Source organism: Burkholderia cepacia GG4, assembly GCF_000292915.1.
Taxonomy (GTDB): domain Bacteria; phylum Pseudomonadota; class Gammaproteobacteria; order Burkholderiales; family Burkholderiaceae; genus Burkholderia; species Burkholderia cepacia_D.
Genome location: NC_018513.1, coordinates 540,593 through 563,772, shown reverse-complemented (window position 1 = coordinate 563,772; position 23,180 = coordinate 540,593). Strand labels below are relative to the sequence as shown.

The 23,180-nt window shown below is 68.8% G+C and carries 18 protein-coding genes; 8 read left to right on the top strand and 10 right to left on the bottom strand.

The window, feature by feature from the left end:
* The first annotated feature begins 163 nt into the window (after nucleotides 1-163).
* The 4 genes from bioA to bioB all read left to right on the top strand — a co-directional run bounded on the left by bioA (nucleotide 164) and on the right by bioB (nucleotide 4,627).
* Nucleotides 164-1,507, top strand: a complete 1,344-nt coding sequence (gene bioA / locus GEM_RS02500) for an adenosylmethionine--8-amino-7-oxononanoate transaminase (RefSeq protein WP_014895882.1) — start codon at nucleotides 164-166, stop codon at nucleotides 1,505-1,507.
* Nucleotides 1,507-2,718 carry an 8-amino-7-oxononanoate synthase gene (gene bioF, locus GEM_RS02495; RefSeq protein ID WP_014895881.1) on the top strand — a complete coding sequence of 404 codons (1,212 nt, stop codon included), beginning with the start codon at nucleotides 1,507-1,509 and terminating at the stop codon, nucleotides 2,716-2,718. The genes bioA and bioF overlap by 1 nt, the downstream gene beginning before the upstream one ends.
* Before the next feature lie 133 nt (nucleotides 2,719-2,851).
* Entirely contained in the window at nucleotides 2,852-3,571 is a 720-nt protein-coding gene (gene bioD / locus GEM_RS02490; RefSeq protein WP_014895880.1) for a dethiobiotin synthase, read from the top strand.
* A 36-nt stretch (nucleotides 3,572-3,607) separates the two neighbouring features.
* Nucleotides 3,608-4,627, top strand: coding sequence for a biotin synthase BioB (gene bioB, locus GEM_RS02485; RefSeq protein WP_014895879.1), 1,020 nt, complete (start codon nucleotides 3,608-3,610; stop codon nucleotides 4,625-4,627).
* A 51-nt stretch (nucleotides 4,628-4,678) separates the two neighbouring features.
* On the opposite strand, the gene GEM_RS32105 is transcribed toward bioB, so the two are convergent.
* The 3 genes from GEM_RS32105 to GEM_RS02475 all read right to left on the bottom strand — a co-directional run bounded on the left by GEM_RS32105 (nucleotide 4,679) and on the right by GEM_RS02475 (nucleotide 6,889).
* Nucleotides 4,679-4,804, bottom strand: coding sequence for a hypothetical protein (locus GEM_RS32105; protein WP_272148363.1), 126 nt, complete (start codon nucleotides 4,802-4,804; stop codon nucleotides 4,679-4,681).
* Nucleotides 4,801-5,526 (bottom strand): copper homeostasis protein CutC, encoded by a 726-nt coding sequence (locus tag GEM_RS02480; protein ID WP_014895878.1) that lies wholly within the window; start codon nucleotides 5,524-5,526, stop codon nucleotides 4,801-4,803. Before GEM_RS02480 ends, GEM_RS32105 begins: the two co-directional genes overlap by 4 nt.
* Nucleotides 5,527-5,602: 76 nt before the next feature.
* Entirely contained in the window at nucleotides 5,603-6,889 is a 1,287-nt protein-coding gene (locus GEM_RS02475; protein ID WP_014895877.1) for an EAL domain-containing protein, read from the bottom strand.
* Nucleotides 6,890-7,180: 291 nt separating this feature from the next.
* Between GEM_RS02475 and GEM_RS02470 the strand changes: the two genes are divergently transcribed.
* Nucleotides 7,181-8,848 (top strand): Na+/H+ antiporter, encoded by a 1,668-nt coding sequence (locus GEM_RS02470; protein ID WP_014895876.1) that lies wholly within the window; start codon nucleotides 7,181-7,183, stop codon nucleotides 8,846-8,848.
* Between the two features lie 97 nt (nucleotides 8,849-8,945).
* On the opposite strand, the gene GEM_RS02465 is transcribed toward GEM_RS02470, so the two are convergent.
* Nucleotides 8,946-12,518: an indolepyruvate ferredoxin oxidoreductase family protein gene (locus tag GEM_RS02465; RefSeq protein ID WP_014895875.1), complete on the bottom strand. Its 3,573-nt coding sequence runs from the start codon at nucleotides 12,516-12,518 to the stop codon at nucleotides 8,946-8,948.
* 2,270 nt (nucleotides 12,519-14,788) lie between these two features.
* Complete coding sequence (locus tag GEM_RS02460; protein WP_014895873.1) at nucleotides 14,789-15,346, bottom strand: sugar O-acetyltransferase; 558 nt, start codon at nucleotides 15,344-15,346, stop codon at nucleotides 14,789-14,791.
* A 473-nt stretch (nucleotides 15,347-15,819) separates the two neighbouring features.
* Here GEM_RS02460 and GEM_RS02455 point away from each other — a divergent pair, with 473 nt between their 5' ends.
* Entirely contained in the window at nucleotides 15,820-16,434 is a 615-nt protein-coding gene (locus GEM_RS02455) for a glutathione S-transferase family protein (protein WP_014895872.1), read from the top strand.
* A 74-nt stretch (nucleotides 16,435-16,508) separates the two neighbouring features.
* Here the strand turns inward: GEM_RS02455 and GEM_RS02450 are convergent, their stop codons facing one another.
* Nucleotides 16,509-17,477: an ion channel gene (locus GEM_RS02450; protein ID WP_014895871.1), complete on the bottom strand. Its 969-nt coding sequence runs from the start codon at nucleotides 17,475-17,477 to the stop codon at nucleotides 16,509-16,511.
* Nucleotides 17,478-17,655: 178 nt separating this feature from the next.
* A complete protein-coding gene (locus GEM_RS02445; RefSeq protein ID WP_014895870.1) occupies nucleotides 17,656-18,675 on the bottom strand; it encodes a sulfate ABC transporter substrate-binding protein in 1,020 nt (339 codons plus the stop codon).
* A gap of 452 nt (nucleotides 18,676-19,127) precedes the next feature.
* Between GEM_RS02445 and dapA the strand changes: the two genes are divergently transcribed.
* Nucleotides 19,128-20,021 (top strand): 4-hydroxy-tetrahydrodipicolinate synthase, encoded by an 894-nt coding sequence (gene dapA / locus GEM_RS02440; protein WP_014895869.1) that lies wholly within the window; start codon nucleotides 19,128-19,130, stop codon nucleotides 20,019-20,021.
* Between the two features lie 21 nt (nucleotides 20,022-20,042).
* Here dapA and GEM_RS02435 read toward each other — a convergent pair whose 3' ends face one another.
* The 3 genes from GEM_RS02435 to GEM_RS02425 all read right to left on the bottom strand — a co-directional run bounded on the left by GEM_RS02435 (nucleotide 20,043) and on the right by GEM_RS02425 (nucleotide 21,793).
* A complete protein-coding gene (locus GEM_RS02435) occupies nucleotides 20,043-20,423 on the bottom strand; it encodes a type II toxin-antitoxin system VapC family toxin (protein WP_014895868.1) in 381 nt (126 codons plus the stop codon).
* Entirely contained in the window at nucleotides 20,423-20,650 is a 228-nt protein-coding gene (locus GEM_RS02430) for a type II toxin-antitoxin system Phd/YefM family antitoxin (RefSeq protein WP_014895867.1), read from the bottom strand. The genes GEM_RS02435 and GEM_RS02430 overlap by 1 nt, the downstream gene beginning before the upstream one ends.
* A gap of 96 nt (nucleotides 20,651-20,746) precedes the next feature.
* Nucleotides 20,747-21,793 carry a LysR substrate-binding domain-containing protein gene (locus tag GEM_RS02425; protein WP_014895866.1) on the bottom strand — a complete coding sequence of 349 codons (1,047 nt, stop codon included), beginning with the start codon at nucleotides 21,791-21,793 and terminating at the stop codon, nucleotides 20,747-20,749.
* Nucleotides 21,794-21,900: 107 nt separating this feature from the next.
* On the opposite strand from GEM_RS02425, the gene GEM_RS02420 reads away from it, so the two are divergent.
* The gene (locus GEM_RS02420; protein ID WP_014895865.1) at nucleotides 21,901-23,169 is read left to right on the top strand and encodes an MFS transporter; all 1,269 of its coding nucleotides are present in this window, start codon (nucleotides 21,901-21,903) and stop codon (nucleotides 23,167-23,169) included.
* Nucleotides 23,170-23,180 lie beyond the last annotated feature (11 nt).

The following is a 23,180-nucleotide window of genomic DNA, read 5'->3' as shown; positions in this document are numbered from 1 at the left end:
AGCCCCCGCGATCTGCGTCGAACTCCCGTCCGGCAAGGCTTTGCGGCGTTTGTAACCGGTAGTGCAACGTGCGCCGGAACACGCTAATCTCAGCGCGTTTTCCGTCAGTCGCCGCGCGGCATCCCGTTCGATGCCCGCCGCCGTTTTACCCCCCGGAGCCGCCTTGAGTACGCCAGCCACCGACGACTGGGTCGCGCGCAGCCTGCGCGCGGTCTGGCATCCCTGCACCCAGATGAAGCACCACGAGCGCCTGCCGCTCATTCCCGTCGCGCGCGGCGCAGGCGTATGGCTGTACGACCGCGACGGCCGCCGCTACTTCGACGCAATCAGCTCGTGGTGGGTGAACCTGTTCGGCCATGCGAACCCGGACATCAACGCGGCGCTGAAGGACCAGCTCGACACGCTCGAGCACGCGATGCTCGCCGGCTGCACGCACGAGCCGGCGATCGAGCTCGCCGAGCGGCTGCATGTGCTCACCGATCGCACGCTCGGCCATGCGTTCTTCGCGTCGGACGGCGCGTCCGCGGTCGAGATCGCGCTGAAGATGAGCTTCCACGCGTGGCGCAACCGCGGCCGCGCGGACAAGCACGAATTCGTGTGCGTCGCGAACAGCTATCACGGCGAGACCATCGGCGCGCTCGGCGTGACCGACGTCGCGCTGTTCAAGGATGCCTATGACCCGCTGATCCGCCACGCGCACGTGGTCGCGTCGCCCGACGCGCGCGGTGCGCTGCCGGGCGAGACGGCCGCCGACGTCGCGGGCCGCGCGCTCGACGACGTGCGGCGCCTGTTCGCCGAACGTGCCGACCGGATCGCCGCGCTGATCGTCGAGCCGCTGGTGCAATGCGCAGCCGGGATGGCGATGCACGATCCGTCGTACGTGCGCGGGCTGCGCGCGCTGTGCGACGAATTCGGCGTGCACCTGATCGCCGACGAGATCGCGGTCGGCTGCGGCCGCACCGGCACCTTCTTCGCATGCGAGCAGGCCGGCGTCTGGCCCGATTTCCTGTGCCTGTCGAAGGGCATCAGCGGCGGCTACCTGCCGCTGTCGCTCGTGCTCACGCGCGACGACGTGTTCGCGGCGTTCTACGACGACGATACGACGCGCGGCTTCCTGCATTCGCATTCGTACACCGGCAACCCGCTCGCATGCCGCGCGGCGGTCGCGACGCTCGACCTGTTCGCGCGCGACGACGTGCTCGCCGGCAACGCGCGCAAATCGGCGGCGATGCGCGCCGCACTCGCGCCGCTCGACGCGCACCCGCAGGTGCGTCACCTGCGCGAACGCGGCACGCTGTTCGCCTTCGACGTCGCGCTCGACGGCGACGCGGCGCGCGGCTTCTCGCGGCGCTTCTTCGAGCGCGCGCTCGAACGCGAACTGCTGCTGCGCCCGATCGGCACGACCGTGTACCTGATGCCGCCGTACGTGATGAGCGACGACGACATCGCGTGGCTCGCGCAACGCACGCGCGACACGCTCGACGCGACGCTCGCGGAGGTGGCGTAATGAAACAATCCTCACAGGAAACGACCGCGCCCCTGCTCGACACGCTGCAGCGCGGCCTCGCCGAGCTCGATGCGCAGGGCCTGCGCCGCGTGCGCCGCACCGCCGACACCGCATGCGACGCGCACATGCGTGTCGACGGCCGCGACATCATCGGCTTCGCGAGCAACGACTACCTCGGCCTCGCCGCGCATCCGGCACTCGTCGCCGCGTTCGCCGAAGGCGCGCAGCGCTACGGCTCCGGCAGCGGCGGCTCGCATCTGCTCGGCGGCCATTCGCGTGCACACGCGACGCTCGAGGACGAGCTCGCCGGCTTCGCGGGCGGCTTCTCCGACGCGCCGCGCGCGCTGTACTTCAGCACCGGCTACATGGCGAACCTCGCCGCGATGACGGCGCTCACCGGCAAGCACGCGACGATCTTCTCCGACGCGCTGAACCACGCATCGCTGATCGACGGCATCCGGCTGTCGCGCGCGAACGTGCAGGTCTACCCGCATGCGGACACGGCCGCGCTCGCCGCGCTGCTCGACGCGTCGGATGCCGAAACGAAGCTGATCGTCAGCGATACCGTGTTCAGCATGGACGGCGACATCGCGCCGCTCGCCGAACTCGTCGCGCTGGCGGAGCGCCACGGCGCGTGGCTCGTCGTCGACGACGCGCACGGCTTCGGCGTGCTCGGCCCGCAGGGCCGCGGCGCGCTCGCGGCCGCCGCGCTGCGCTCGCCGAACCTCCTGTACGTCGGCACGCTCGGCAAGGCCGCCGGTGTGGCGGGCGCGTTCGTCATCGCGCACGAGACCGTGATCGAATGGATGATCCAGCGCGCGCGCAGCTACATCTTCACGACGGCCGCGCCGCCGGCCGTCGCACACGCGGTATCGGCGAGCCTGAAGGTGATCGGTGGCGAAGAAGGCGACGCGCGACGCGCGCACCTCGCCGCGCTGATCGAGCGCACGCGCGCGCTGCTGCGCATGACGCGCTGGCAGCCGGTCGATTCGCACACCGCCGTCCAGCCGCTCGTGATCGGCAGCAACGACGCGACGCTCGCGGCGATGCGTTCGCTCGACGCGCACGGCCTGTGGGTGCCCGCGATCCGGCCGCCGACGGTGCCGGCCGGCACGTCGCGGCTGCGCATCTCGCTGTCGGCCGCCCATTCGTTCGACGATCTCGCGCGGCTCGAAACCGCGCTACTCGAAGCCAGCAAGGAAGCAAGATGAACCGCCCCCACGCTCACATTCGTTCGCTGCCCCCCGAGGGGGCGGCCGGTGCCCACGGCCGGCTATGCGGGCACGGAGCGATGCTCCGCGAATGCCCCGCTACGCCCGGTGGGGCGGCCCGGCGGGAAGCAGCATGACGGTCCCCCTTTCCCTCTTCGTCACCGGTACCGACACCGAGATCGGCAAGACCTTCGTGTCGGCCGCGATGCTGCACGGCTTCGCGCGGCACGGCCTGCGCGCGGCCGCGCTGAAGCCCGTCGCCGCCGGCGCGTATGAACGCGACGGCGTCTGGCGCAACGAGGACGCGGACCAGCTCGACGCAGCCGCAAACGTCGTGCTGCCGCCCGAGCTGCGCACGCCGTTCCTGCTGAAGGCGCCCGCGGCACCGCACATCGTCGCCGCGCAGGAAGGCGTGACGCTCGACCTCGACACGATCGTCGCGAGCCACCGCGAAGCGCTGACGCGCGCGGACGTCGTCGTCGTCGAAGGCGTCGGCGGCTTCCGCGTACCGCTGAACGATACGCAGGACACGGCCGATCTCGCGGTCGCGCTCGGCCTGCCCGTCGTGCTCGTCGTCGGCGTGCGGCTCGGCTGCATCAGCCACGCGCTGCTGACGGCCGACGCGATTCGCCAGCGCGGCCTCACGCTCGCCGGCTGGGTCGCGAACCACGTCGACCCGGCCATGTCGTACGCCGACGAGAACGTCGCGACGATCCGCGACTGGCTCGCGCGGGAACATCGCGCACCGCTGCTGGGCCGCATCGCGCACATGAGCCCGGCTGCCCCCGAATCCGCCGCGGCGATGCTCGACATCGCCGCGCTCGTCGACACGCTGCGCGCCGCGCAGCATTGACGCCCCGATCCCCGCATTCACGACAGGAAAACCACCATGACCCAAGCCCAGACCGCCGCCGTGCAACCCGACGCGATCCCCGTGGCCGCCCCGACGTCGCAGCGCTGGCGCGTCGCCGATGTCGTCGCGCTGTTCGAGCTGCCGTTCAACGACCTGATGTTCCGCGCGCAGCAGGTGCATCGCGAGCACTTCGACGCGAACGCGGTGCAGCTGTCGACGCTGCTGTCGATCAAGACGGGCGGCTGCGAGGAAGATTGCGGCTACTGTTCGCAATCGTCGCACCACGACACGGGCCTGAAGGCCGAGAAGCTGATGGACGTCGACACGGTGCTCGACGCCGCCCGCGCGGCGAAGGCGAACGGCGCGAGCCGCTTCTGCATGGGCGCCGCCTGGCGCAACCCGAAGGAGCGCCACATGCCGGCGCTGACCGAGATGGTGCGCGGCGTGAAGGAACTGGGCCTCGAGACCTGCATGACGCTCGGCATGCTCGAGGACGAGCAGGCGCACGCGCTCGCCGACGCGGGCCTCGACTACTACAACCACAACCTCGACACGTCGCCGGAGTTCTACGGCCAGGTGATCTCGACGCGCACGTACCAGGACCGTCTGGACACGCTCGACCGCGTGCGCGATGCGGGCATCAACGTGTGCTGCGGCGGCATCATCGGGATGGGCGAATCGCGCCGTGAACGCGCGGGCCTGATCTCGCAGCTCGCGAACCTGAACCCGTATCCGGATTCGGTGCCGATCAACAACCTCGTCGCGATCGAAGGCACGCCGCTCGAAGGCACCGCGCCGCTCGATCCGTTCGAGTTCGTGCGCACGATCGCGGTCGCGCGCATCACGATGCCAAAGGCCGTCGTGCGCCTGTCGGCCGGCCGCGAGCAGCTCGACGACGCGATGCAGGCGATGTGCTTCCTCGCGGGCGCGAACTCGATGTTCTACGGCGACCAGCTGCTGACGACGAGCAACCCGCAGACGCAGCGCGACCGCGCGCTGTTCGAGCGCCTCGGCATCCGTGCGAGCCAGGCCGACGCGCTGGCGGAAAACGCGTAAGCGCCTGCATCGCGTGCAAACGAACAAGCCGGGGCATGCCCCGGCTTTTTTTCATCCGATCGGCTGCGCCGGATCGTCCTGCGCGTCGCGCATCGCGGCCCTCTCGACGCACCAGCACACGCCGTCGGGCCCGTCGATCGCCTGCTTGCCGGCGCGCGGCTTCAGCAGGCGCGTCACACGTGCGCCGCCGCGCCGTCGAGCGCCGCGCGCACGCGCTCGACCTGCTGTTCGTCGACGGGGGCCAGCACCGCGCCGCGCGGCCGCACGCCCGAGCCGAAATGCACCGCGCGCACGCCGGTGGCGCGGACGAAATCACCGACCGCATCGACCGTGAGCCCCGAGCCGGCCAGCACCGTGCAGGTCGAGCCGGCCGCCTGCCGCACCATCCGCGTGATCGTCGCGACTGCGTCGAGTACCGACGGATGGCCGCCCGACGTCAGCACGGACGTGACGGCCGGCACGCGCAGCAGTGCGTCGAACGCGGCGTTGAGATCGCGCGCGACGTCGAACGCGCGGTGGAACGTGAGCGCACGGCCGTCCGCGGCGGCCGCGATGCGGGCGAGCGCGTCGAGATCGAGATCGCCGCGCGCATCGAGCGCGCCGAACACGACGCCGTTCGCGCCGGCCGCGACGGCCGCGCGCACGTCGCGTTCGATCACGCGCAGGTCGTCGGCGTCGTAGACGAACGAGCGGCTGTGCGGGCGCACGATCACGTTCACCGGAATCGGCACGGCAGCCACGACGGCCTCGATCAGGCCGACACTCGGCGTGAGCCCGCCTTCGGTGATCGCGGTCACGAGTTCGAGGCGATTGGCACCCGCGCGGGCGGCGGCCTTCGCATCGCCGACGGTCGTGGCGATCACTTCGAGGAGGACGGAGGAAGCGGCGGGTCGGTTCATCGGCGGCTCGCGAATCGTCAGGATAATTCGCGCATCCTAGCCGAGCGGCGTGAACCGCACCAGCGCGACGCCGGCGCTATGCGCCGTCGGCCGCTTCGTCGCGCCAGTCGATATCGCCGCACAGCACGTGCTGCGCATCGCCGATGCGCACCGCCATCGACAGCGTCACGCACGGCTGCGCCTCGTTGATCGACAGGTACGGGCGCGTCACCTGCACGCGTCCGGGCTCGGCGATCGCCGTACGGAAATACGGCCGGCGCAGCCAGTTCGCCCCCTGCGCATCCGCCAGCGGCGAGAAGCGCGCCTCGGCCAGCGCGCGGTCCGCGCGCAGCACGACGTTGCGGCCCGCCTGGCGGCCCCGTGCGTCGAGCAGGAAGCAGCGCGCCGCATCGTCGAGCGCGAGGAAGTTCCAGCACACCTCGTCGAGCGGCTCGCCGGCCGCCACCCGCTCGGCCGCGCGCTCGAACGCGCGCAGGTACGGCGCGAGCCGCTGCGCGTCGCGCCGCTCGCGCGCTTCGGTCTGCTGACGAAAGCGCTCGGTCAGCTCGCCGATGCAGCCGGTCGCCGCTGCGCTGTCGGGCAAGCCGGGCGCCGGGCGGCCGAAGTAATAGCCCTGCACGAAATCGGCCTCGCACGAGAGCGCGATCTGCGCGTCGTGTTCGGTCTCGATCCCTTCGACGAGCACGAGCTTGCCGGCCTCGTGCAGCAGCGTGACGAGCCCGTGCAGGATCGCGGTGAGCCCGGTACGGTGCGCCGCGTGGGACAGCATGATCCGGTCGAGCTTCACGATGTCGGGGTTCAGCTGCCAGATCCGCTCGAGGTTCGAATGACCGGCGCCGAAATCGTCGAGTGCGATCAGGAAGCCCTGCGCACGGAATTCGCGCACGGCGTCGGCGAGCCGCTCGACGTCTTCCGCGCGCTGTTCGAGCACTTCGAGCACGACGCGGCGCGGCGGCATGCCGAGCCGCTTCAGGTTCGCGAGCAGCGCGGCGGCCTGGAACGGATCGGTAAGCACGCCCGGATGCACGTTGAGGAACAGCCACTCGCGCTCGGCGCCGAGCAACGCGAAGTTCTCGAGATGCAGCGCCTGCGCGAGCCGGTCGAGCTGCAGCAGCTCGCCCTGGCGCGCGGCCTCGCCGAACACGTCGAGCGGCGACACGGCGCGGTCGAGCGCGTCATGCGCGCGCAACAGCGCCTCGTAGCCCACCGCGCGCTGGTGCGACAGGCTGAATATCGGCTGGAACACGGTCGTGAGCGTCAGGTCGCGATGCTGGGTCGCCAGGCGTTCGAGGCCGGAACTCATCTCCCGCTGGAAACGATACGGCGATGCGGTAGCCGGACGCTCCTGTTGCACGATCGTCATGGCTTCCTCCTGATGATGCGGTCGAACGCGGCTGGCGAACGGGACGGCGCGCGCAATGTCATGGTCGAATCCTCGGTTGTCCGGCCGGTGCCGGACGGTACGCAAGCATCAAGCAAGCTCCGTGCAAGGGCTTAACACGGCCGCCGCGCCTGCGTTCGGGGGCGTCGCACCACCGTGGCGCAGGCCGGCTGCACCGTTTGCGTGCATGCGCACCGGGGCACGCGAGCGCACCCGTCACGCCGTCACGCTAAACTCCGTACGGTCGTTTCATTCTCCACAATTGCCGTATCGATGGAAATCGTCTTCACAGTCCTGATCCTGCTGCTCACCGTCGCGCTGTCCGGCGCGGTCACGCGCGTGCTGCCGTTGCGGCTTCCGCTGCCGCTGATGCAGATCGCGTTCGGTGCGATCCTCGCGTGGCCGAAGCTGAACCTGCACGTCACGTTCGATCCCGAAATCTTCATGCTGCTGTTCATTCCGCCGCTGCTGTTCGCGGACGGCTGGCGGATTCCGAAACGCGAGCTGTACCTGCAGCGCCGCGCGATCCTGATGCTCGCGTTCGGGCTCGTATTCATGACGGTACTCGCGGTGGGCTACTTCGCGCACTGGCTGATACCCGAGTTGCCGCTGCCGATCGCGTTCGCCCTCGCGGCCGTGCTGTCGCCGACCGACGCGGTCGCGCTGTCGGGCATCGCCGGCAAGGGGCGCATTCCGCCGCAACTGATGCACATCCTCGAAGGCGAGGCGCTGATGAACGACGCGTCGGGCCTCGTCGCGCTGAAGTTCGCGGTCGCGGCCGCGCTCACCGGCATGTTCTCGCTGCGCGAAGCGTCGGTCACGTTCGTGATCGTCGCCGCCGGCGGGCTCGCGACGGGCGCGATCGTGTCGTGGGTGTTCAGCGCGCTGTCGACGCGCTTCCTGAACGCCGAGCAGGAAGGCGATCCGGCCCCCGGCATCGTGATGACGCTGCTCGTGCCCTTCGCCGCGTATCTGTTCGCCGAGCACCTCGACCTGTCGGGCGTGCTCGCGGCCGTGTCGGCCGGGATGATGATGAACTACACGAGCTTCTCGCGCAAAAGCACGGTCGCGTCGCGCGTGCGTGCCGAAAGCACCTGGGCGATGATCGAGTTCGTGTTCAACGGCATGGTGTTCATCATGCTCGGGCTGCAGCTGCCGCACATCATCGGCCGCGCGCTGGTCGACGCGCACCACACGAGCGACGTGCTCGTCGGCCGGATGATCTTCAACGTGTGCGCGATGATGGTCGCGCTGTATGCGATCCGCTTCCTGTGGGTCTGGCTGCTGCGCTGGATCGCGAGCCGCCGTGCCGCGCGCCAGGGCCTCGCGGGCACGATGGCCGGCGTGCGCACGATCGCAGTAATGACGGTCGGCGGCGTGCGCGGCGCGGTCACGCTCGCGGGCGTGCTGTCGATCCCCGTCGCGCTGTCCGACGGTGCGCCGCTGCCCGGACGCGACACCGCGATCTTCGTCGCGTCGGCCGTGATTCTCGGCTCGCTGATCGTCGCGGTGATCGGCCTGCCGCTGCTGCTGCGCGGCGTGCGCTCGACGCGCAACCCGCTGGCCGACGAGGAACGCACCGCGCGCGCGGCCGCCGCGCAGGCCGCGATCCGTGCGATCGACTCGTCGCACGATGCGATCTCGACCAATCTCGACGAATCGGGCGCCGCGCGCTGCGCCGACATCTCCGCGCGCGTGATGGACCAGTACCGCCGCCGCCTCGCCGCACTCGCCGAGGACGGCCCGACGCCGCGCGCGGAAGCGAAGCAGACCGAGACGATGGAGCTGCAGATGCGGATCGCGGCCGTGCGCGCGGAGCGATCGGTGCTGTACCGGCTGCGCAGCGAGAGCAAGATCTCGGACGAGACGCTGACCAAGCTGATCCGCGAGATCGACCTGTCGGAAACGGCACTGTCGACGCGCAAGAAAGGCATCATCTGACTGCACGGCGCACGGCGCGCGGTGCGCTGGCACCGCCGTCCATGAAAAAAACGGCGACGCGCGGGCGTCGCCGTTTTCATATCCGCGCGCGTTCGCGTTACTTCGCGACGACGACCGGAATCCCCTTCAGCATCCCCGCGCCCTTCATCTCGTCGAGCGCGTGCTGCACGGCCGCACTCGTCGCCGCATCGATGCCGAGCTGCAGCGCGAGCTCGCGCTCGGCGCGCTTCACGCCGGCGAGGTTGCGCACCTTCACGTGACCGAAGCCGCGCACGCGGGCGTGAAGATCCGCCAGCTGCGCGACCTGCGCCGCATTGCCGGCCGTCGTCGCGGCGAGCGCGCGCGTGAGCGTCGTCTCGTAGTCGTCCGCGAGCGCGCGTTCCATCCTGCGCTCGGCGGTGCGGCCGAACGGATCGAGCCACGTGCCGCGCAGGCTGCGCACGCGCGCGAGCGTGCCGAGCACCGGCCACATCCACTGGCCGAACACGCGCTTCTTCGGCGCGCTGCCGTCGCTGCCGGCCTTCGCGACCGTCGGCGGCGCAAGGTTGAACTTCACGCGATAGTCCTGCCCCGGCACGCCTTCGAACTGCGCTTCGAGCGCCGTGCGGAACGTGCCGTCCGCGTACAGCCGCGCGACCTCGTATTCGTCCTTCACCGCGAGCAGCCGATAGAACGTCGTCGCGACCGCGCGCGTCAGCGCATCGTCGCCCTTCGCACGCGCCGCGTTCACCAGTGCGCGGTAGCGCTCGACGTAATGCGCGCCGCCGTATGCGTCGAGGCGCGCTTCACGATCGGCGATCAGCTCGGCGAGCGTCGCCGGTGCGACCTCCGCGACCACCTTGTGACGCGCATTCCACAATGCCTCGAGACCCACCGCGTCGCCGGCCGCCATCCGGCCGATCGCGAATGCGAGCTTGTTCATCGGCACCGCGACGTTGTTCAGCTCGATCGCGCGCATCATCGCGGCGAGCGACACCGGCACGAGGCCGAGCTGCCACGCGTAGCCGAGCATCAGGATGTTCGCGCCGATCGAGTCGCCGAGGAATTTCGCGGCGAGCGCCTGCGCGTCGCAGCTCGACAGGTAGCCGTCACCCGCCGCATGGTGCATCTTTTCGAGCAGCGCATCCGCGTGCAGGTTCGCGTCGGGGTTCTGCACGAACGACGCGTTCGGAATCCGGTGCGTGTTGACCACGATCCGCGAACGCTCGTGACGCACCGTCTGCAGTGCCTCGGCACTCGCGCCGACCACCATGTCGCACGCGAGCAGCACGTCCGCCTGCTGCGTGTCGATGCGCACCTGGTTCAACCATTGGTCGCTCGACGCAATCCGCACGAACGACAGCACCGAACCGCCCTTCTGCGCGAAGCCCATGAAGTCGAGCACCGAAGCGCTCTTGCCTTCGAGGTGCGCGGCCATGCTGATCAGCGCGCCGACCGTCACAACACCCGTGCCGCCGACGCCCGTCACGAGCATGTCGTACGGCGCCGCGTCGAGATGCGTCGCGGGCACCGGCAACGCGTCGACGCGCACGGCTAGCGCCGCCTCGTCGAACGCCGCGCCCGCGGCCTTCTTCAGCGCCGCGCCTTCGACCGTCACGAAGCTCGGGCAAAAGCCGTTCACGCACGAGTAGTCCTTGTTGCACGACGACTGGTCGATGCGGCGCTTGCGGCCGAGCGGCGTCTCGAGCGGCTCGACCGACAGGCAGTTCGACTGCACGCCGCAGTCGCCGCAGCCTTCGCACACCGCGTCGTTGATGAACAGGCGCTTGTCCGGGTCGGGGAATTCGCCCTTCTTGCGGCGCCGACGCTTCTCGGCCGCGCAGGTCTGGTCGTAGATCAGCACGGTGACGCCCGGCGTCTCGCGCAGCTCGCGCTGCACCGTGTCGAGTTCGCTGCGGTGATGGAACGTCGTGCCCGGCGGGAACTGCCCGTGATGGCCGTCGTACTTCTCCGGTTCGTCGGACACCACGACGAAGCGCGACACGCCTTCCGCCTCGACCTGCCGCGCGATCTGCGGCACCGAGATGCTGCCGTCGACCGGCTGGCCGCCCGTCATCGCGACCGCGTCGTTGTAGAGGATCTTGTACGTGATGTTCGTCTTCGCGGCGACCGCCTGGCGGATCGCGAGAATGCCCGAGTGGAAGTAGGTGCCGTCGCCGAGGTTCTGGAACACGTGCTTCGTGTTGGTGAACATCGCGTGCGCGGCCCAGTCGACGCCCTCCCCGCCCATCTGGATCAAGCCCGTGGTGTCGCGCTCCATCCACGACGCCATGAAGTGGCAGCCGATCCCGGCCTGCGCGATCGAGCCTTCCGGCACCTTGGTCGACGTGTTGTGCGGGCAGCCCGAGCAGAAGTACGGCGTGCGCTTCACCGCGTCCGCCTCGTTCGAGAGGATCTGCGGCGCGACGAGATCGACGACGCGTTCGCGGCGATCCAGCGCCGGCTTGTGCCGCGCGAGCCACGCGGCGAACACCGGCAGGATCCGCGACGGCCGCAGCTCGCCGAGCTCGGACAGCAGGCTTGCGCCCTGCGCATCGTGCTTGCCGAGTACGCGCGGGCGCGCGCCGTCCGTGCGGTTGTACAGGTAGTCCTTGATCTGCTGCTCGATGACCGGCCCCTTCTCCTCGATCACGAGCACTTCGGCGAGCCCGTCGACGAAGGTCTCGATGCGCGTCATCTCGAGCGGATACGACAGGCCGACCTTGTAGATCCGCACGCCGGCCGCGTCGAGATCGGCGACCGTCAGGTCGAGACGGCGCAGCGCTTCCATCAGGTCGAGGTGCGCCTTGCCGCAGGTGACGATGCCGACGTTCGCCTGCGCGCTCGGCGCGATCCATTTGTCGATGCTGTTGCTGCGCGCGAAATGGCGCACCGCGTCGAGCTTCGCGGCGAGGCGCGCCTCGATCGTGAGGCTCGGCAGATCGGGCCACCGGTTGTGCAGGCCGCCCGCCGGCGGCGTGAAGCCCGGCGGCGCCGGCCATTGCGTCTGCAGCGCATCGAGATCGACGGTCGAGCCCGACTCGACCGTTTCCGAGATCGCCTTGAAGCCGACCCATGCGCCGGAGTAGCGCGACAGCGCCCAGCCGTACAGGCCGAACTCGAGCATGTCGGCGATGTTCGACGGATTCACGACCGGCATGTGCCACGCGATCATCGCGAAGTCGCTCTGGTGCGGCATCGACGACGACACGCAGCCGTGGTCGTCGCCCGCGACCACCAGCACGCCGCCGTGCGGCGACGAACCATAGGCATTACCGTGCTTCAGCGCGTCGCCGGCGCGGTCGACGCCGGGGCCCTTGCCGTACCACATCGCGTACACGCCATCGACGGTGCGCTCCGGGTCGGCCTCGACGCGCTGCGTGCCGAGCACCGCGGTGCCGCCGAGTTCCTCGTTGATGGCCGGAAGGAAGCGCACGCCGCTGCCGTCGAGCAGTTTCTTCGCCTTCCACAGTTGCTGGTCGACCATCCCGAGCGGCGAGCCGCGATAGCCGCTGACGAAGCCGGCCGTGTTGAGTCCCTGCGCGGTGTCGGACGCGCGCTGCATCAGCATCAGGCGGACCAGCGCCTGCGTGCCGGTCAGGAAGATCCGGCCGCGCGTGGCGGTCAGGTTGTCGGTCAGACGGTAGTCGGATAGAGCGGGCGGGCCGTCGACTGGCAGGCGGGCGGTCATGGGGATGTCTCCTGATTGTGCTGTTCTGGGCCGCGCGCCGGGGCGTCGGGGCGACGCCGGCCGGGAGCGGCTGGATAGCTATATTTTTTCGCGGAGAGACGAGAAAGTTTTTTCTCATCTTGCTCGGGCGGCGTCGGAGTGAGAAAAACTGCGCAGGTTTTGGTCGTGATTTGAGAGAGTTTTCGCGCAGGGTGGCAGGCGACGGTTGAGGGCGCATCGGCGTGGGCGCGTGGGTCGTCCGGAAAAGCCGCGAATGAACGGAAGGCGGCCCGCGGGCGCGGCGGCGGACGCTCGCGGCCCGTGTGACAAGGGTTTGGGCGGTGGAGGTCGAACGTCCTCACCGATGCCATGCACAGCGTTCGGACTGGTCGCGGGTGCGGGATGTCCACAATGCGGCGGCTGTCAGGCGGATCGCATGCGCATGCTCACCCTGCGATTTCACAGGGTTTCGAGTGGTGCTGGGGCCGGGATGTCCACACCGAAGTCGGTCCGCAGTTCGTCCGGATTCCGACGCTCACCGCCGAATTCCACAGCGCGACGAGTGGATGCCGGCGAGAGATATCCACACGGCCGCATCCGCATCCCGACGCTACGGCGCGCGCCCGCACCTTTCGGTTGCACAGGATTGCGAGTCGGTTCGGTGGCTCGATATCCACACCGCCATCCGCCCGCCCAACGTGCCGATGCGCCTGTCCGGTCGCGGAAGAGACGCGGGATGTCGGCGTTCCATCGCGGCGTGCTGGACGCCCGGATGCCGGTTTCAGTGTGGATGACCGGCTCGGCGAGATGTCGGGGGGCCGTGGAGTTGATTGATGAGTGCAGCCGCGAGGTCGAACGAGGGCGTGCGGATCGGGTGTGGATAGCTCGACCAACGACAACTCAAAACGCTGTGAAATTCAACGGTGAGCACCAGCACGCGATCGAACGCGGGTGCCAATTCGGGTGTGGATAGCTCGACCAACGACAACTCAAAACGCTGTGAAATTCAACGGTGAGCACCAGCACGCGATCGAACGCGGGTGCCAATTCGGGTGTGGATAGCTCGACCCACGACCACTCAAAACACTGTGAAATTCAACGGTGAGCGTCGGCATGCTATCGAACGAAGGTGCGGACTCGGGTGTGAATAGCGACACAATCAGCCGCTCGGAGCACCGTGTAACGCAATGCACGCATACGCAGCCGAGCAGCATGCACCCTCCCGCGCCGCTGAATTAAACAGCACGCCGACAGGTCTGGGCGACAGGATATCCACACGCGCTCGAGTACCAACACCGAGCACGAACTCGTTCATCGCGTCGGAATCGGGAGTATTGCGACCGGGGTCGACGGCCGGATATTCAGACAAAGTGCGGCGCTCCGCAGGATCGAGCACCAACGGCGACCGCTGGAATGAACAGCGCTGCACATGAATCGCAAAGACCGGGAGAGCACATTGGAGCCGGCAGTTCGATTCGACGACCTGGCCGGTGCTCGCGCGAAGAACACGCCGCACGCCGGATCCCGCTACGGGCCGGCTAGTCGCACGGAAGCAGGCTGCCGACCGATCGCCCACGCATGCTCAACATGGAAATACACAGCGCGTCGAGTCGCTTCGGATGCCGCATATCCACATCGAGCCACGCACTCGAACGAAACGCGCATGCGCGAGTGCGGTTAGAATGCGCGACCCTTCGAGCCGCGCCGGAGAGCGGGAACGGGCGCACAAGCGAGCGCCTCGCTCGATCGGGCGGCGACGCTCACCATTGAAATACACTGCGCTTCGAGTGGGTCCGGCGGCAGGATATCCACACCGCACTACGCGTCCGGACCTATCACCGATCCGCGCGTGCCGTTAGAATGCGCGGCGCTGCGCATCTCGCTGGACGTCCGGAGAACCGCACCAGACAAGCCTCACGCGCATTGGGACGGCGACGCTCACCCCTCAAAAGCACAGCATTTTTCGTCGTTGCGGACCCTGGTTGTCCACACCCTGCGACGAGCATCCGGCCGCAGGCGGACACCCTCACCGGTGAAATGCACAGCATGTCGAGTGGTTTCGCGGCCGGGATATCCACAACCGATACTGCGCCGATATTCACCGCCAGCCCATCGTCAGAGCCGGTTCATGCGTCCGCTCGCGGCCATCGCCGAATGCCGGGAAGCCCCGTAGATTCGACCTCCGGGCGCACACTCACCATTCGAATCCACAGCATTTCGAGTGGGTGGGGAGGCGGGTTGTCCACACGCTCCGCACCCACCGCCAGGCGAGCCCACGCTTGCGAGCGCGCTCACTCGGCAATCGAACGGATGATCCGCGCCGGGTTTCCGCCGACCAGCGTATCCGGCGGAACGTCCCGCGTCACGACGGAACCCGCGCCAACAACCGAGTTCTCGCCGACCGTCACGCCGCCGATGATCGTCGCCCCCGCGCCGATCCACACGTTTTTCCCGATCACGATCGGCCGGGCGACCACGAAGTCGCGCCGGCGCGACGGCTCGACGGGATGGCCCGACGTGATGAGGCTCACGTTCGGCCCGATCATCACGTCTTCGCCGAGGTCGAGGCCGCCGAGATCATGGAACGTGCAGTTCTGGTTTACGAAGACGTTGCGGCCGATCCGGGTATCGGCGCCGCCGGTCGCGTAGAACGGCGGGATCAGCAGGAAGCCGTCATCCATCGGCTGGCCGATCAGTTCGCCGAACAAGCTCCGGACTTCGTCCGCATCGTCGAACGTCAGACGGTTCAGCCGCGCGATGATTTCCATCGTCCGCTTGAGCTCGGCGCGCATCGCTGCCGATTCCGGCGTTCGCCGGGGAATGATCGTGATGCGATCGTCGTTCGCCATCCGTTGCGGTTCTCCGTGCGCGATCGAACCGGCATTCGGCGCACGACGACAGCGCCTGATTCGCCGCATGCGATCGCATGGACCTGAATTCAATCATGCGGACGACCTGCGCGTGGCGGCCCGGGTTTAGCGTTTCGCGGCACATCGGCGGTCATCGTCCGGTGCGCGCACCACCGCCCGCGATGCTGCCGCAAGATCGGCGGGCCATTGTAGTCGCACCGGCTTCGTACCGGGCATTCTCGAAATTATTCATAACTAGTTTATTTATAACTAGTTAGATCACGAATTCCGACCACACCTGGCTTTGCGCGAATTTCGACGCCGATCCGCATCCGACCGACCACGCACAACCGCCGGCCTGGCGCAATCCCACGACCCGTCGCTGCCGTCGGCCGCCCCTGTCCGAACCTCGCCGGCTCGGGTACGCTTGAGCATCCACCGAACCGACACGCACACCAATACGCGGAGGCGCGATGAAGCTCTACTACTGGCCGAAAACCAGGGCATTCCGGGCGCTGTGGATGCTGGAAGAAATCGGCGTTGTCTACGAGCTCGTGCCGATCGACCTGCGTTCGCACGAACAGGGCAGCGAGGCGTTCATCCAGGTCAATCCGATGGCCAAGCTGCCCGCGCTCGACGATGGCAGCGAACCGTTCGCCGAATCCGGTGCGGTGCTGCTCTATCTCGCCGATCGCTGTCCGGGTGCCGGGCTCGGCATCGCGCCCGACGATCCGCTGCGCGGCCGCTTCCTGCAGTGGATGTTCTTCACACCCACCTGCGTCGAGCCCGCGATGGCCGAAAAATTCACCGGCGCGTCGGGCAATCCGGTCGCGTTCGGCTGGGGCAACATCACGCGCGTGCAGCGCGCGCTTGCGCAAACGCTCGCCCACAGCCAGTGGCTCGTCGGCGACCATTTCACCGCAGCCGACCTGCTGCTTGCCAGCACGCTGAAGATCGCGTTCGACGCGCACCTGCTGCCGCACGAAGGGGTGCTCGGCGACTACGTCGCGCGTGCCGAGGACCGCGACGGCTACCGCCGCGCGGTTGCGGTCGAACAGCGCGAAGCGGCGCGACTGCTGCATGCGTGACGCGTGAACGGCGCGGCTTTCGGTGGCGGCGATCACCCCCGGATGCCGGTGCCTGTTGCCGCCGACAGCCGGCCCTATGCGGCCGGCCCGGGTGTCTGCGCCGCGCCGCCCGCATCGATCACGGCCCCCGGCGAGCCGCGCTCGTCCGTATCGACCTCGACCGGCACCACCTCGTGAAAATGCGTGTAGTCGATGTGCGTGACACCGCCTTCCTCGTGCATCAGGTCGACATAGCGGTAACGCCAGCGAAGCTCCGCATGGGTCCACGAGTAGCGCGCCTGCATGACCTGCGCGGTCGTCTCGTCGGAGCCCTCGATCGTGATCAGCAGCGACGCGTCGCGCGCGGCGAGCGATTCGGCCGTCTCGCCGAACAGCGGGCTCGCTTCGTCGATCACGTGCATCAGGTTCCAGCCGAGCAGGAAGATCGGATGCTCGCTGCGCACGAGCGGCAGGTCGTGGATCTTGCGCAGCGTGTAGCCCTCGTGCGTGCCCTCGACGCGCATCAGCCGCAGTTTCGCCTGCGCTTCGGCGATCACGTTCTGGCGCGCATTCGCGGCGCGCACCATCAGCGTCATCCGGCCGTTCAGCGGCCGCACGATCGCGTAGCGCGCGAACAGGATCTTCGCCTGCGGCCGCGAAAACCGCGCGAACACCAGCCCGGTGGCCAGCGCGATGCCCGACATCCCGATGAAGATCTCGAAGGTCGCGACGAGGTGCGCGTAGACGGTCTGCGGATGCATGTCGCCATAGCCGACCGTCGCGAGCGTCTCGACGCTGAAGAAGAACGCACCGCCGAACCCGGCCGGCGACTGGTTCGCGATCGACGCGTTGCCGAGCAGGTAGAGCGTCGCGAAGCCGCCGTTGAGCAGCAGGAACAGCATCGCGAGCGACAGGAAGAACACGGGCCAGCTCACCGTCAGCGCACGGTGATAGAGGTCGCGCCAGCCGAGCGGCGGCATCCCGTACGCGATCACGGGGCGGGTGCCCGACCAGATCTTGCGGCCACGGCCGCGGGAGGCTGGGGAGGACGAATCGACGTTCATCGCGCGATGCCAGAAGCAGGAAGGCGATGAGCGTAGCACGCGGGGCGACGGCGGGGAATGCGCACCGCTGCGGAGCGGACCTGCGCCGCGCGGCAGGCGCCCGCCGCCGCGCGACGGCGAAAAAAACCGGCCGCATGAGCGGCCGGCTGCGCGGTCATCCTGCCGGGAGGCGCCGTGCTTACTTGCGGTCGACGATCACGCGGTCGAACGTGCCGCCGTCGGCGAAGTGGGTCTTCTGCGCGTTCGCCCAGCTGCCAAAAACCTGCTCGACGCTGAACGTCTTCAGCGGCTTGAACTCGGCCGCATGCTTCTTCAGCACGTTCGCATCGCGCGGGCGCAGATGGTGCTGCGCGATGATCTCCTGCGCCTGCGGCGTGTACAGGTAGTCGAGATACGCCTGCGCGGCCTTGCGCGTGCCCTTCTTGTCGACGACCCTGTCGACGACGGCGACCGGCGGCTCCGCGAGGATGCTCGCCGACGGATACACCGCGTCGAATTCCGCACCGGACGCCCCTGTATCCATCAGCGCGACCTCGTTCTCGAACGTGACGAGCACGTCGCCGATGCCGCGCTGCGTGAACGTCGTCGTCGCGCCGCGACCGCCCGAATCGAGCACCGGCACGTTGCGGAACACCGCCTTCTCGAACTCGAGCGCCTGCTGGTCAGTCGCGCCCTTCTGCTTCTGGTAGCCCCATGCGGCGAGATACGCGTAGCGGCCGTTGCCCGACGTCTTCGGGTTCGCGATGATCACCTGCACGCCCTGCTTCGCGAGATCGCCCCAGTCCTTGATCGCCTTCGGGTTGCCCTTGCGCACGAGAAACACCATCGTCGTCGAGTACGGCGAGCTGTTGTCGGGGAAGCGCGCGCGCCAGTCCTTCGGCAGCAGCTGGCCGCGCTCGGCGAGCAGGTCGATGTCGTTCGGCTGGTTCATCGTCACGACGTCGGCCTGCAGCCCCTGCAGCACCGACAGCGCCTGCGCGCTCGACGCGCCGTGCGACTGCTTGATCGTCACCGTCTCGCCGGTCTGCTGCTTGTACGCGGCGGCAAAGCTCGTGTTGATGTCCTTGTACAGCTCGCGCGTCACGTCGTACGACACGTTCAGGATCGACGTGTCCGCGTGAGCGGCCGTCGCCGCCACGACCAGCGCCGCCGCCGTACCCGTGTGCAGCCAGCGGCCGATCCCCTTGATGCTTGCCATCGCGATATGCCCCGTTTCCAGTGGTGGTGAATGTGCGTGACGGCGCGCGTACGCGCTGTCATCGAAACGTAAGCGGGCATTCTAGCGGCCGGGCGCCGCGCGCTTTCCAATCTGTCATGCAAAGCAAATCTCGAATCCTGCTAACCGGCGCGCGCCGCTCGCGTGCCCGCCCGATCCGATGTTAAGATCGCCGTTCAGCCCCTTTCCCGGTTCATCCATGTCCGCTGCCCTGCGCTCGCCCTCGATCCTCGCCGCCGTCGCGGCAGGTGCGCGCGCGGCCGGGCTGAAACTGAAAAAACGACTCCTCGACTGACGGGGACGTCGCGTCCCGTCAGGCGAATGCCGGACGGGATGCCCGCAGGTCGTTTCTTTCTCCTCGCTCGCACGCCTCGTTCCGGCACACCGCCGGCGGAACGGTTCCTTCCCACTCCGTTTCCACCATGAGGCTTTGCATGCACACACGTTTCGAAGGTATCTGGCTGCCGCTCATCACGCCGTTCCACGACGGCGAAATCGACCACGGCGCGCTCGCGCGACTCGCCCGCCACTATGCGGCGGCGGGCATCGCGGGTTTCGTCGCGGGTGCGACGACCGGTGAGGGCGTGCTGCTCGACGCGCGCGAACAGGACGCCGTGTTCGCGACGCTGCGCGATGCGGTGCCCGACCTGCCGATCGTCGTCGGGCTCACCGCGAGCGCGACGCACTTCGCGGCCGCCCGCGCGCGCGCGCTCGCCACGCTGCGGCCCGACGGGCTGCTCGTCACGCCGCCGGTCTACGTTCGGCCGACGCAGGACGGCATCCGCCGCCACGTCGAGGCGATCGTCGACGCGGCCGACCTGCCGGTCCTCGTCTACAACATCCCGTACCGCACCGGCGTGAATGTCGAACTGGACACGCTGCAGGCGCTCGCGCGCGACCCGCGCGTTGCGGGCATCAAGGAGTGCGGCGGCACGCTCGACCGGATGAGTCGGCTCGTGCACGACACGCCGCTCGCGATCCTCTCGGGCGACGACAACCAGAACTTCGCCGCGCTGTGCGCCGGTGCGCATGGCGCGATCGCGAGCAGCGCGCATGTGCTGCCCGAATGGCATGTGCGCATCCACGCGCTGCTGCGCGACGGCCGGCTCGCTGACGCGCGGCGGCTGTCGGTCGCGCTGCAGCCGCTCATTGCGGCGCTGTTCGCGGAGCCGAATCCGGCGCCGGTGAAGGCGCTGCTGGCCGCGCAGGGGTGGTGCGAGGACGGGTTGCGGTTGCCGTTCGTGCCGGCGAGCGAGGGGTTGCGGGAGCGGCTGGGCAAGCTCTGTGAGGAACTGGAGGCGTCGGCGCAGGTTGTCGCGGCAGCGTAGGATTTCGCTCCCGAAACTGTTTCAGACCGTCAGAATCCGCGACGCGCCATACTGCGCAAGATGGCCGTCGGCGGTGATGAGCAGCATCGGTTCGGACCAGGCCTGTGCGACCAGCAAGCGGTCGAACGGATCGCGATGATAGTGGGGCAAATAGCGCACGGCTGCGCCGTGCGCGGCCCGAACCGGCAGCTCACGATATCGGCTCATCGCAATCGCTTCGACCATCCGGTCCACATCCACGTCCAGCTTCCCCGTCCCGGCCTTGATCGCGACTTCCCAGATGCTCGCGCTGCTGATGAACACCTCATCGGCTTCAGCAATCAGATTGCGCGCGCGAGCGCTCAATTTCGGATCATTGGCCCACATCCAGAGAAAGATGTGCGTATCGAATAGCAGCCGCATCACTTTCCTTCGAACGCATCCAGCACATCATCGGGAAGCGGTGAGTCAAAGTCGTCCGCGATCCATATCTGCCCCTTGAGGAGCCCGTAATGATGAATCGGCTTGAGCGGTACGAGCCGGACGGACTGCTTGCCGTCCTGCATGATCACGACGCGTTCGCCGGCGATCGCGGCATCGAGAAGCCGCTGAAGATCGAGCGCGGCTTCCGGGACAGTGGCAACTTGCATGATGGCCTCCATTGAGTGATCCACCATTGTCACGACATTAGCCCCGTCCCTCCAATAGGCCGAACGCCCAGCCGAGCGCATGCGTGTCGATCGCCATCACGCCGCCAGCGCCCCCGCCTCCCCTCGCGTCGCGTCCCGCACCGCCTGTGTGACGATCCGCGCCAGCCGCTCGACGGTCGGCGTCGCCGACGACGTGCGCCGCAGCAGCATCAACGGCAGGCTCGGCAGTTCCGGCAGCCCGGACGACGCCGCGTCGAGCACCCGCACCGACGCGGGCAGCCCGTAGTGCGAGCGCACCGTCAGCCCGAGGCCGGCCGCCGCCGCGGCCCATAGCCCGGCCAGGCTCGGCGTCGTGAACGCGACGCGCCACGGCAGGCCCGCGCGGTCGAGCGCATCGGTCGCCGCGCCGAAGAAGCGGCACGGCCGGTCGAATACGACGAGCGGCAACGGCTCGCCTGACGCGCGAACGGCTCGATTGCCCGCCTCGCCGTCGCCTGCCTCATCCGCCTGCCCGCCGCCCTCCGGCACACCGAAACCGCCCGCGCCCACCGCCGCGATCCAGCGCATCGGCACCTGCGCGATCGCGTCGCTGTCGATGCCCGCGCGCGACACCAGCGCCGCCGACGCCGGGTCGCCCCACACGAGCGCGAGATCGAGCTGGTTCGCGTCGAGCCGCTCGAGCAACTCGGCATTGCGCGCGACGCGCGCCTCGATCCTCACCTTCGGATGCGCACGCGCGAAACGCCCGAGCACGTCGGGCAGGATCGCTTCGCCGAAGTCCTCCTGCAGGCCGACCCGCACCCAGCCGTCGAGATTCACGCCGCGCACGGCCGCGGCCGCCTCGTCGTTCAGCTCGATCATCCGCCGCGCATAGCGCAGCATCGCGTCGCCGGCGTCGGTCAGCGCAAGCCCGCGCCCGGCCTTCACGAACAGCGGCGTGCCGGCCTGCTCCTCGAGCTTGCGGATCTGCGCGCTCACCGCCGACGACGAACGCGCGACGCGATCGGCAGCCTTCGCGAAGCTGCCGAGATCCACGCCCGCGACGAGGCTGCGCAACGCCGCGACGTCGAAGTTCGGCCGGGCCAGCGCGGCGTCCGCCGCCGCGAGCGACGCGTCGCCGTGGGGATTGTCTTGTCCGGACATTTCAACCATCCCGTTTTATCGAACGATTCATCAAAAACTTTCCGATTTTCAGGATGAATGTAGGTCGCCACACTGGCGATGTCAATTTCCAAACGGGCTCTGTCGTCATGGATACTTCCTGCCTCGCCTCCCCGTCCTCGCCCGCACACGACACACGCGGCGCGGCCCATCGCTGGCGCGTGCTCGCGGCCGGCGTCGCCGCCAACATGAGCTTTTCCGCCGCCGCGAGCGGCATTCCAACCACCGCCGTATGGATGCGCTCGGCCTATCACCTCGACAACGGTGCGCTGGGCCTCGTGCTCGGCGCGCTCGGCTTCGGCGTCGCACTGTCCGAACTGCCATGGGGGATCGCCGCCGACCGCTTCGGCGATCGCCGCGTGCTGCTCACCGGCCTCGTCGCGACGGCCGCGATGCTCGCGCTGATGGTGGTCACGATCGTGCCGACCGCGCATGCGGTGCCGCCGCTCATGCGCGTCGTCGCGGCGATGTGCTGCGTCGGCCTGCTCGGCGGCAGCGTGAACGGATCGAGCGGCCGCGCGGTGATGCGCTGGTTCGGCGAGCGCGAGCGCGGGCTCGCGATGAGCATCCGCCAGACGGCCGTACCGCTGGGCGGCGGCGTCGGCGCGGCGCTGCTGCCGTCGCTCGCTTCGCATGCGGGCTTCGCCGCGGTGTACGGCGCGCTGATGCTGCTGTGTGCCGGATCGGCCGCGCTCACGTGGCGCTGGCTGCACGAACCGCCCGACACGGCGGCCACCGCGCCCGTCGCCGCGAACCGCGCCGTCGGGCAGCAACCGCCGGCCGCGCCCGCGCGCAGTCCGCTCGCGAGCGGCCGCGTCTGGCGCATCGTGCTCGGCATCGGCGCGCTGTGTGCGCCACAGTTCGCGGTACTCACGTTCGCGACCGTGTTCCTGCACGATTTCGGCCGGCTCGGCCTCGCCGGCATCAGCGCGGCGATGGTCGCGCTGCAGTTGGGCGCGATGGTGATGCGCGTGTGGAGCGGCCGCCATACCGACCGGCACGGCAACCGGCGTGCGTACCTGCGCGGGTCGGTCTGCGTCGCGGCCGGATCGTTCGCGCTGCTCGCGGCCGCGACCGCCGGCAGCCCGCATGTGCCACTCGCCGCGATCGTCGCGATCCTCGTGTTCGCCGGCATCTGCGTGTCGGCCTGGCACGGCGTCGCGTACACCGAACTCGCGACGCTCGCGGGCGCGAACCACGCGGGTACCGCGCTCGGGATGGCGAACACGATCGTCTATCTCGGGCTGTTCGCGACGCCGCTCGCGATTCCGCCGCTGCTCGCCGTCAGCTCGTGGAGCGTGGTGTGGCTCGCGACCGCGCTGATCGCGGCGGCAACGTACCCGTTGTTTGCCCGCTAGCCAGCAAGCGG

Coding starts and splice junctions, on each gene's coding strand:
- bioF (WP_014895881.1), top strand. CDS start 1,507: ATGAAACAATCCTCACAGGAAACGACCGCGCCCCTGCTCGACACGCTG.
- bioD (WP_014895880.1), top strand. CDS start 2,852: ATGACGGTCCCCCTTTCCCTCTTCGTCACCGGTACCGACACCGAGATC.
- bioB (WP_014895879.1), top strand. CDS start 3,608: ATGACCCAAGCCCAGACCGCCGCCGTGCAACCCGACGCGATCCCCGTG.
- GEM_RS02480 (WP_014895878.1), bottom strand. CDS start 5,526: ATGAACCGACCCGCCGCTTCCTCCGTCCTCCTCGAAGTGATCGCCACG.
- GEM_RS02475 (WP_014895877.1), bottom strand. CDS start 6,889: ATGACGATCGTGCAACAGGAGCGTCCGGCTACCGCATCGCCGTATCGT.
- GEM_RS02470 (WP_014895876.1), top strand. CDS start 7,181: ATGGAAATCGTCTTCACAGTCCTGATCCTGCTGCTCACCGTCGCGCTG.
- GEM_RS02465 (WP_014895875.1), bottom strand. CDS start 12,518: ATGACCGCCCGCCTGCCAGTCGACGGCCCGCCCGCTCTATCCGACTAC.
- GEM_RS02460 (WP_014895873.1), bottom strand. CDS start 15,346: ATGGCGAACGACGATCGCATCACGATCATTCCCCGGCGAACGCCGGAA.
- GEM_RS02455 (WP_014895872.1), top strand. CDS start 15,820: ATGAAGCTCTACTACTGGCCGAAAACCAGGGCATTCCGGGCGCTGTGG.
- GEM_RS02450 (WP_014895871.1), bottom strand. CDS start 17,477: ATGAACGTCGATTCGTCCTCCCCAGCCTCCCGCGGCCGTGGCCGCAAG.
- GEM_RS02445 (WP_014895870.1), bottom strand. CDS start 18,675: ATGGCAAGCATCAAGGGGATCGGCCGCTGGCTGCACACGGGTACGGCG.
- dapA (WP_014895869.1), top strand. CDS start 19,128: ATGCACACACGTTTCGAAGGTATCTGGCTGCCGCTCATCACGCCGTTC.
- GEM_RS02435 (WP_014895868.1), bottom strand. CDS start 20,423: ATGCGGCTGCTATTCGATACGCACATCTTTCTCTGGATGTGGGCCAAT.
- GEM_RS02430 (WP_014895867.1), bottom strand. CDS start 20,650: ATGCAAGTTGCCACTGTCCCGGAAGCCGCGCTCGATCTTCAGCGGCTT.
- GEM_RS02425 (WP_014895866.1), bottom strand. CDS start 21,793: ATGTCCGGACAAGACAATCCCCACGGCGACGCGTCGCTCGCGGCGGCG.
- GEM_RS02420 (WP_014895865.1), top strand. CDS start 21,901: ATGGATACTTCCTGCCTCGCCTCCCCGTCCTCGCCCGCACACGACACA.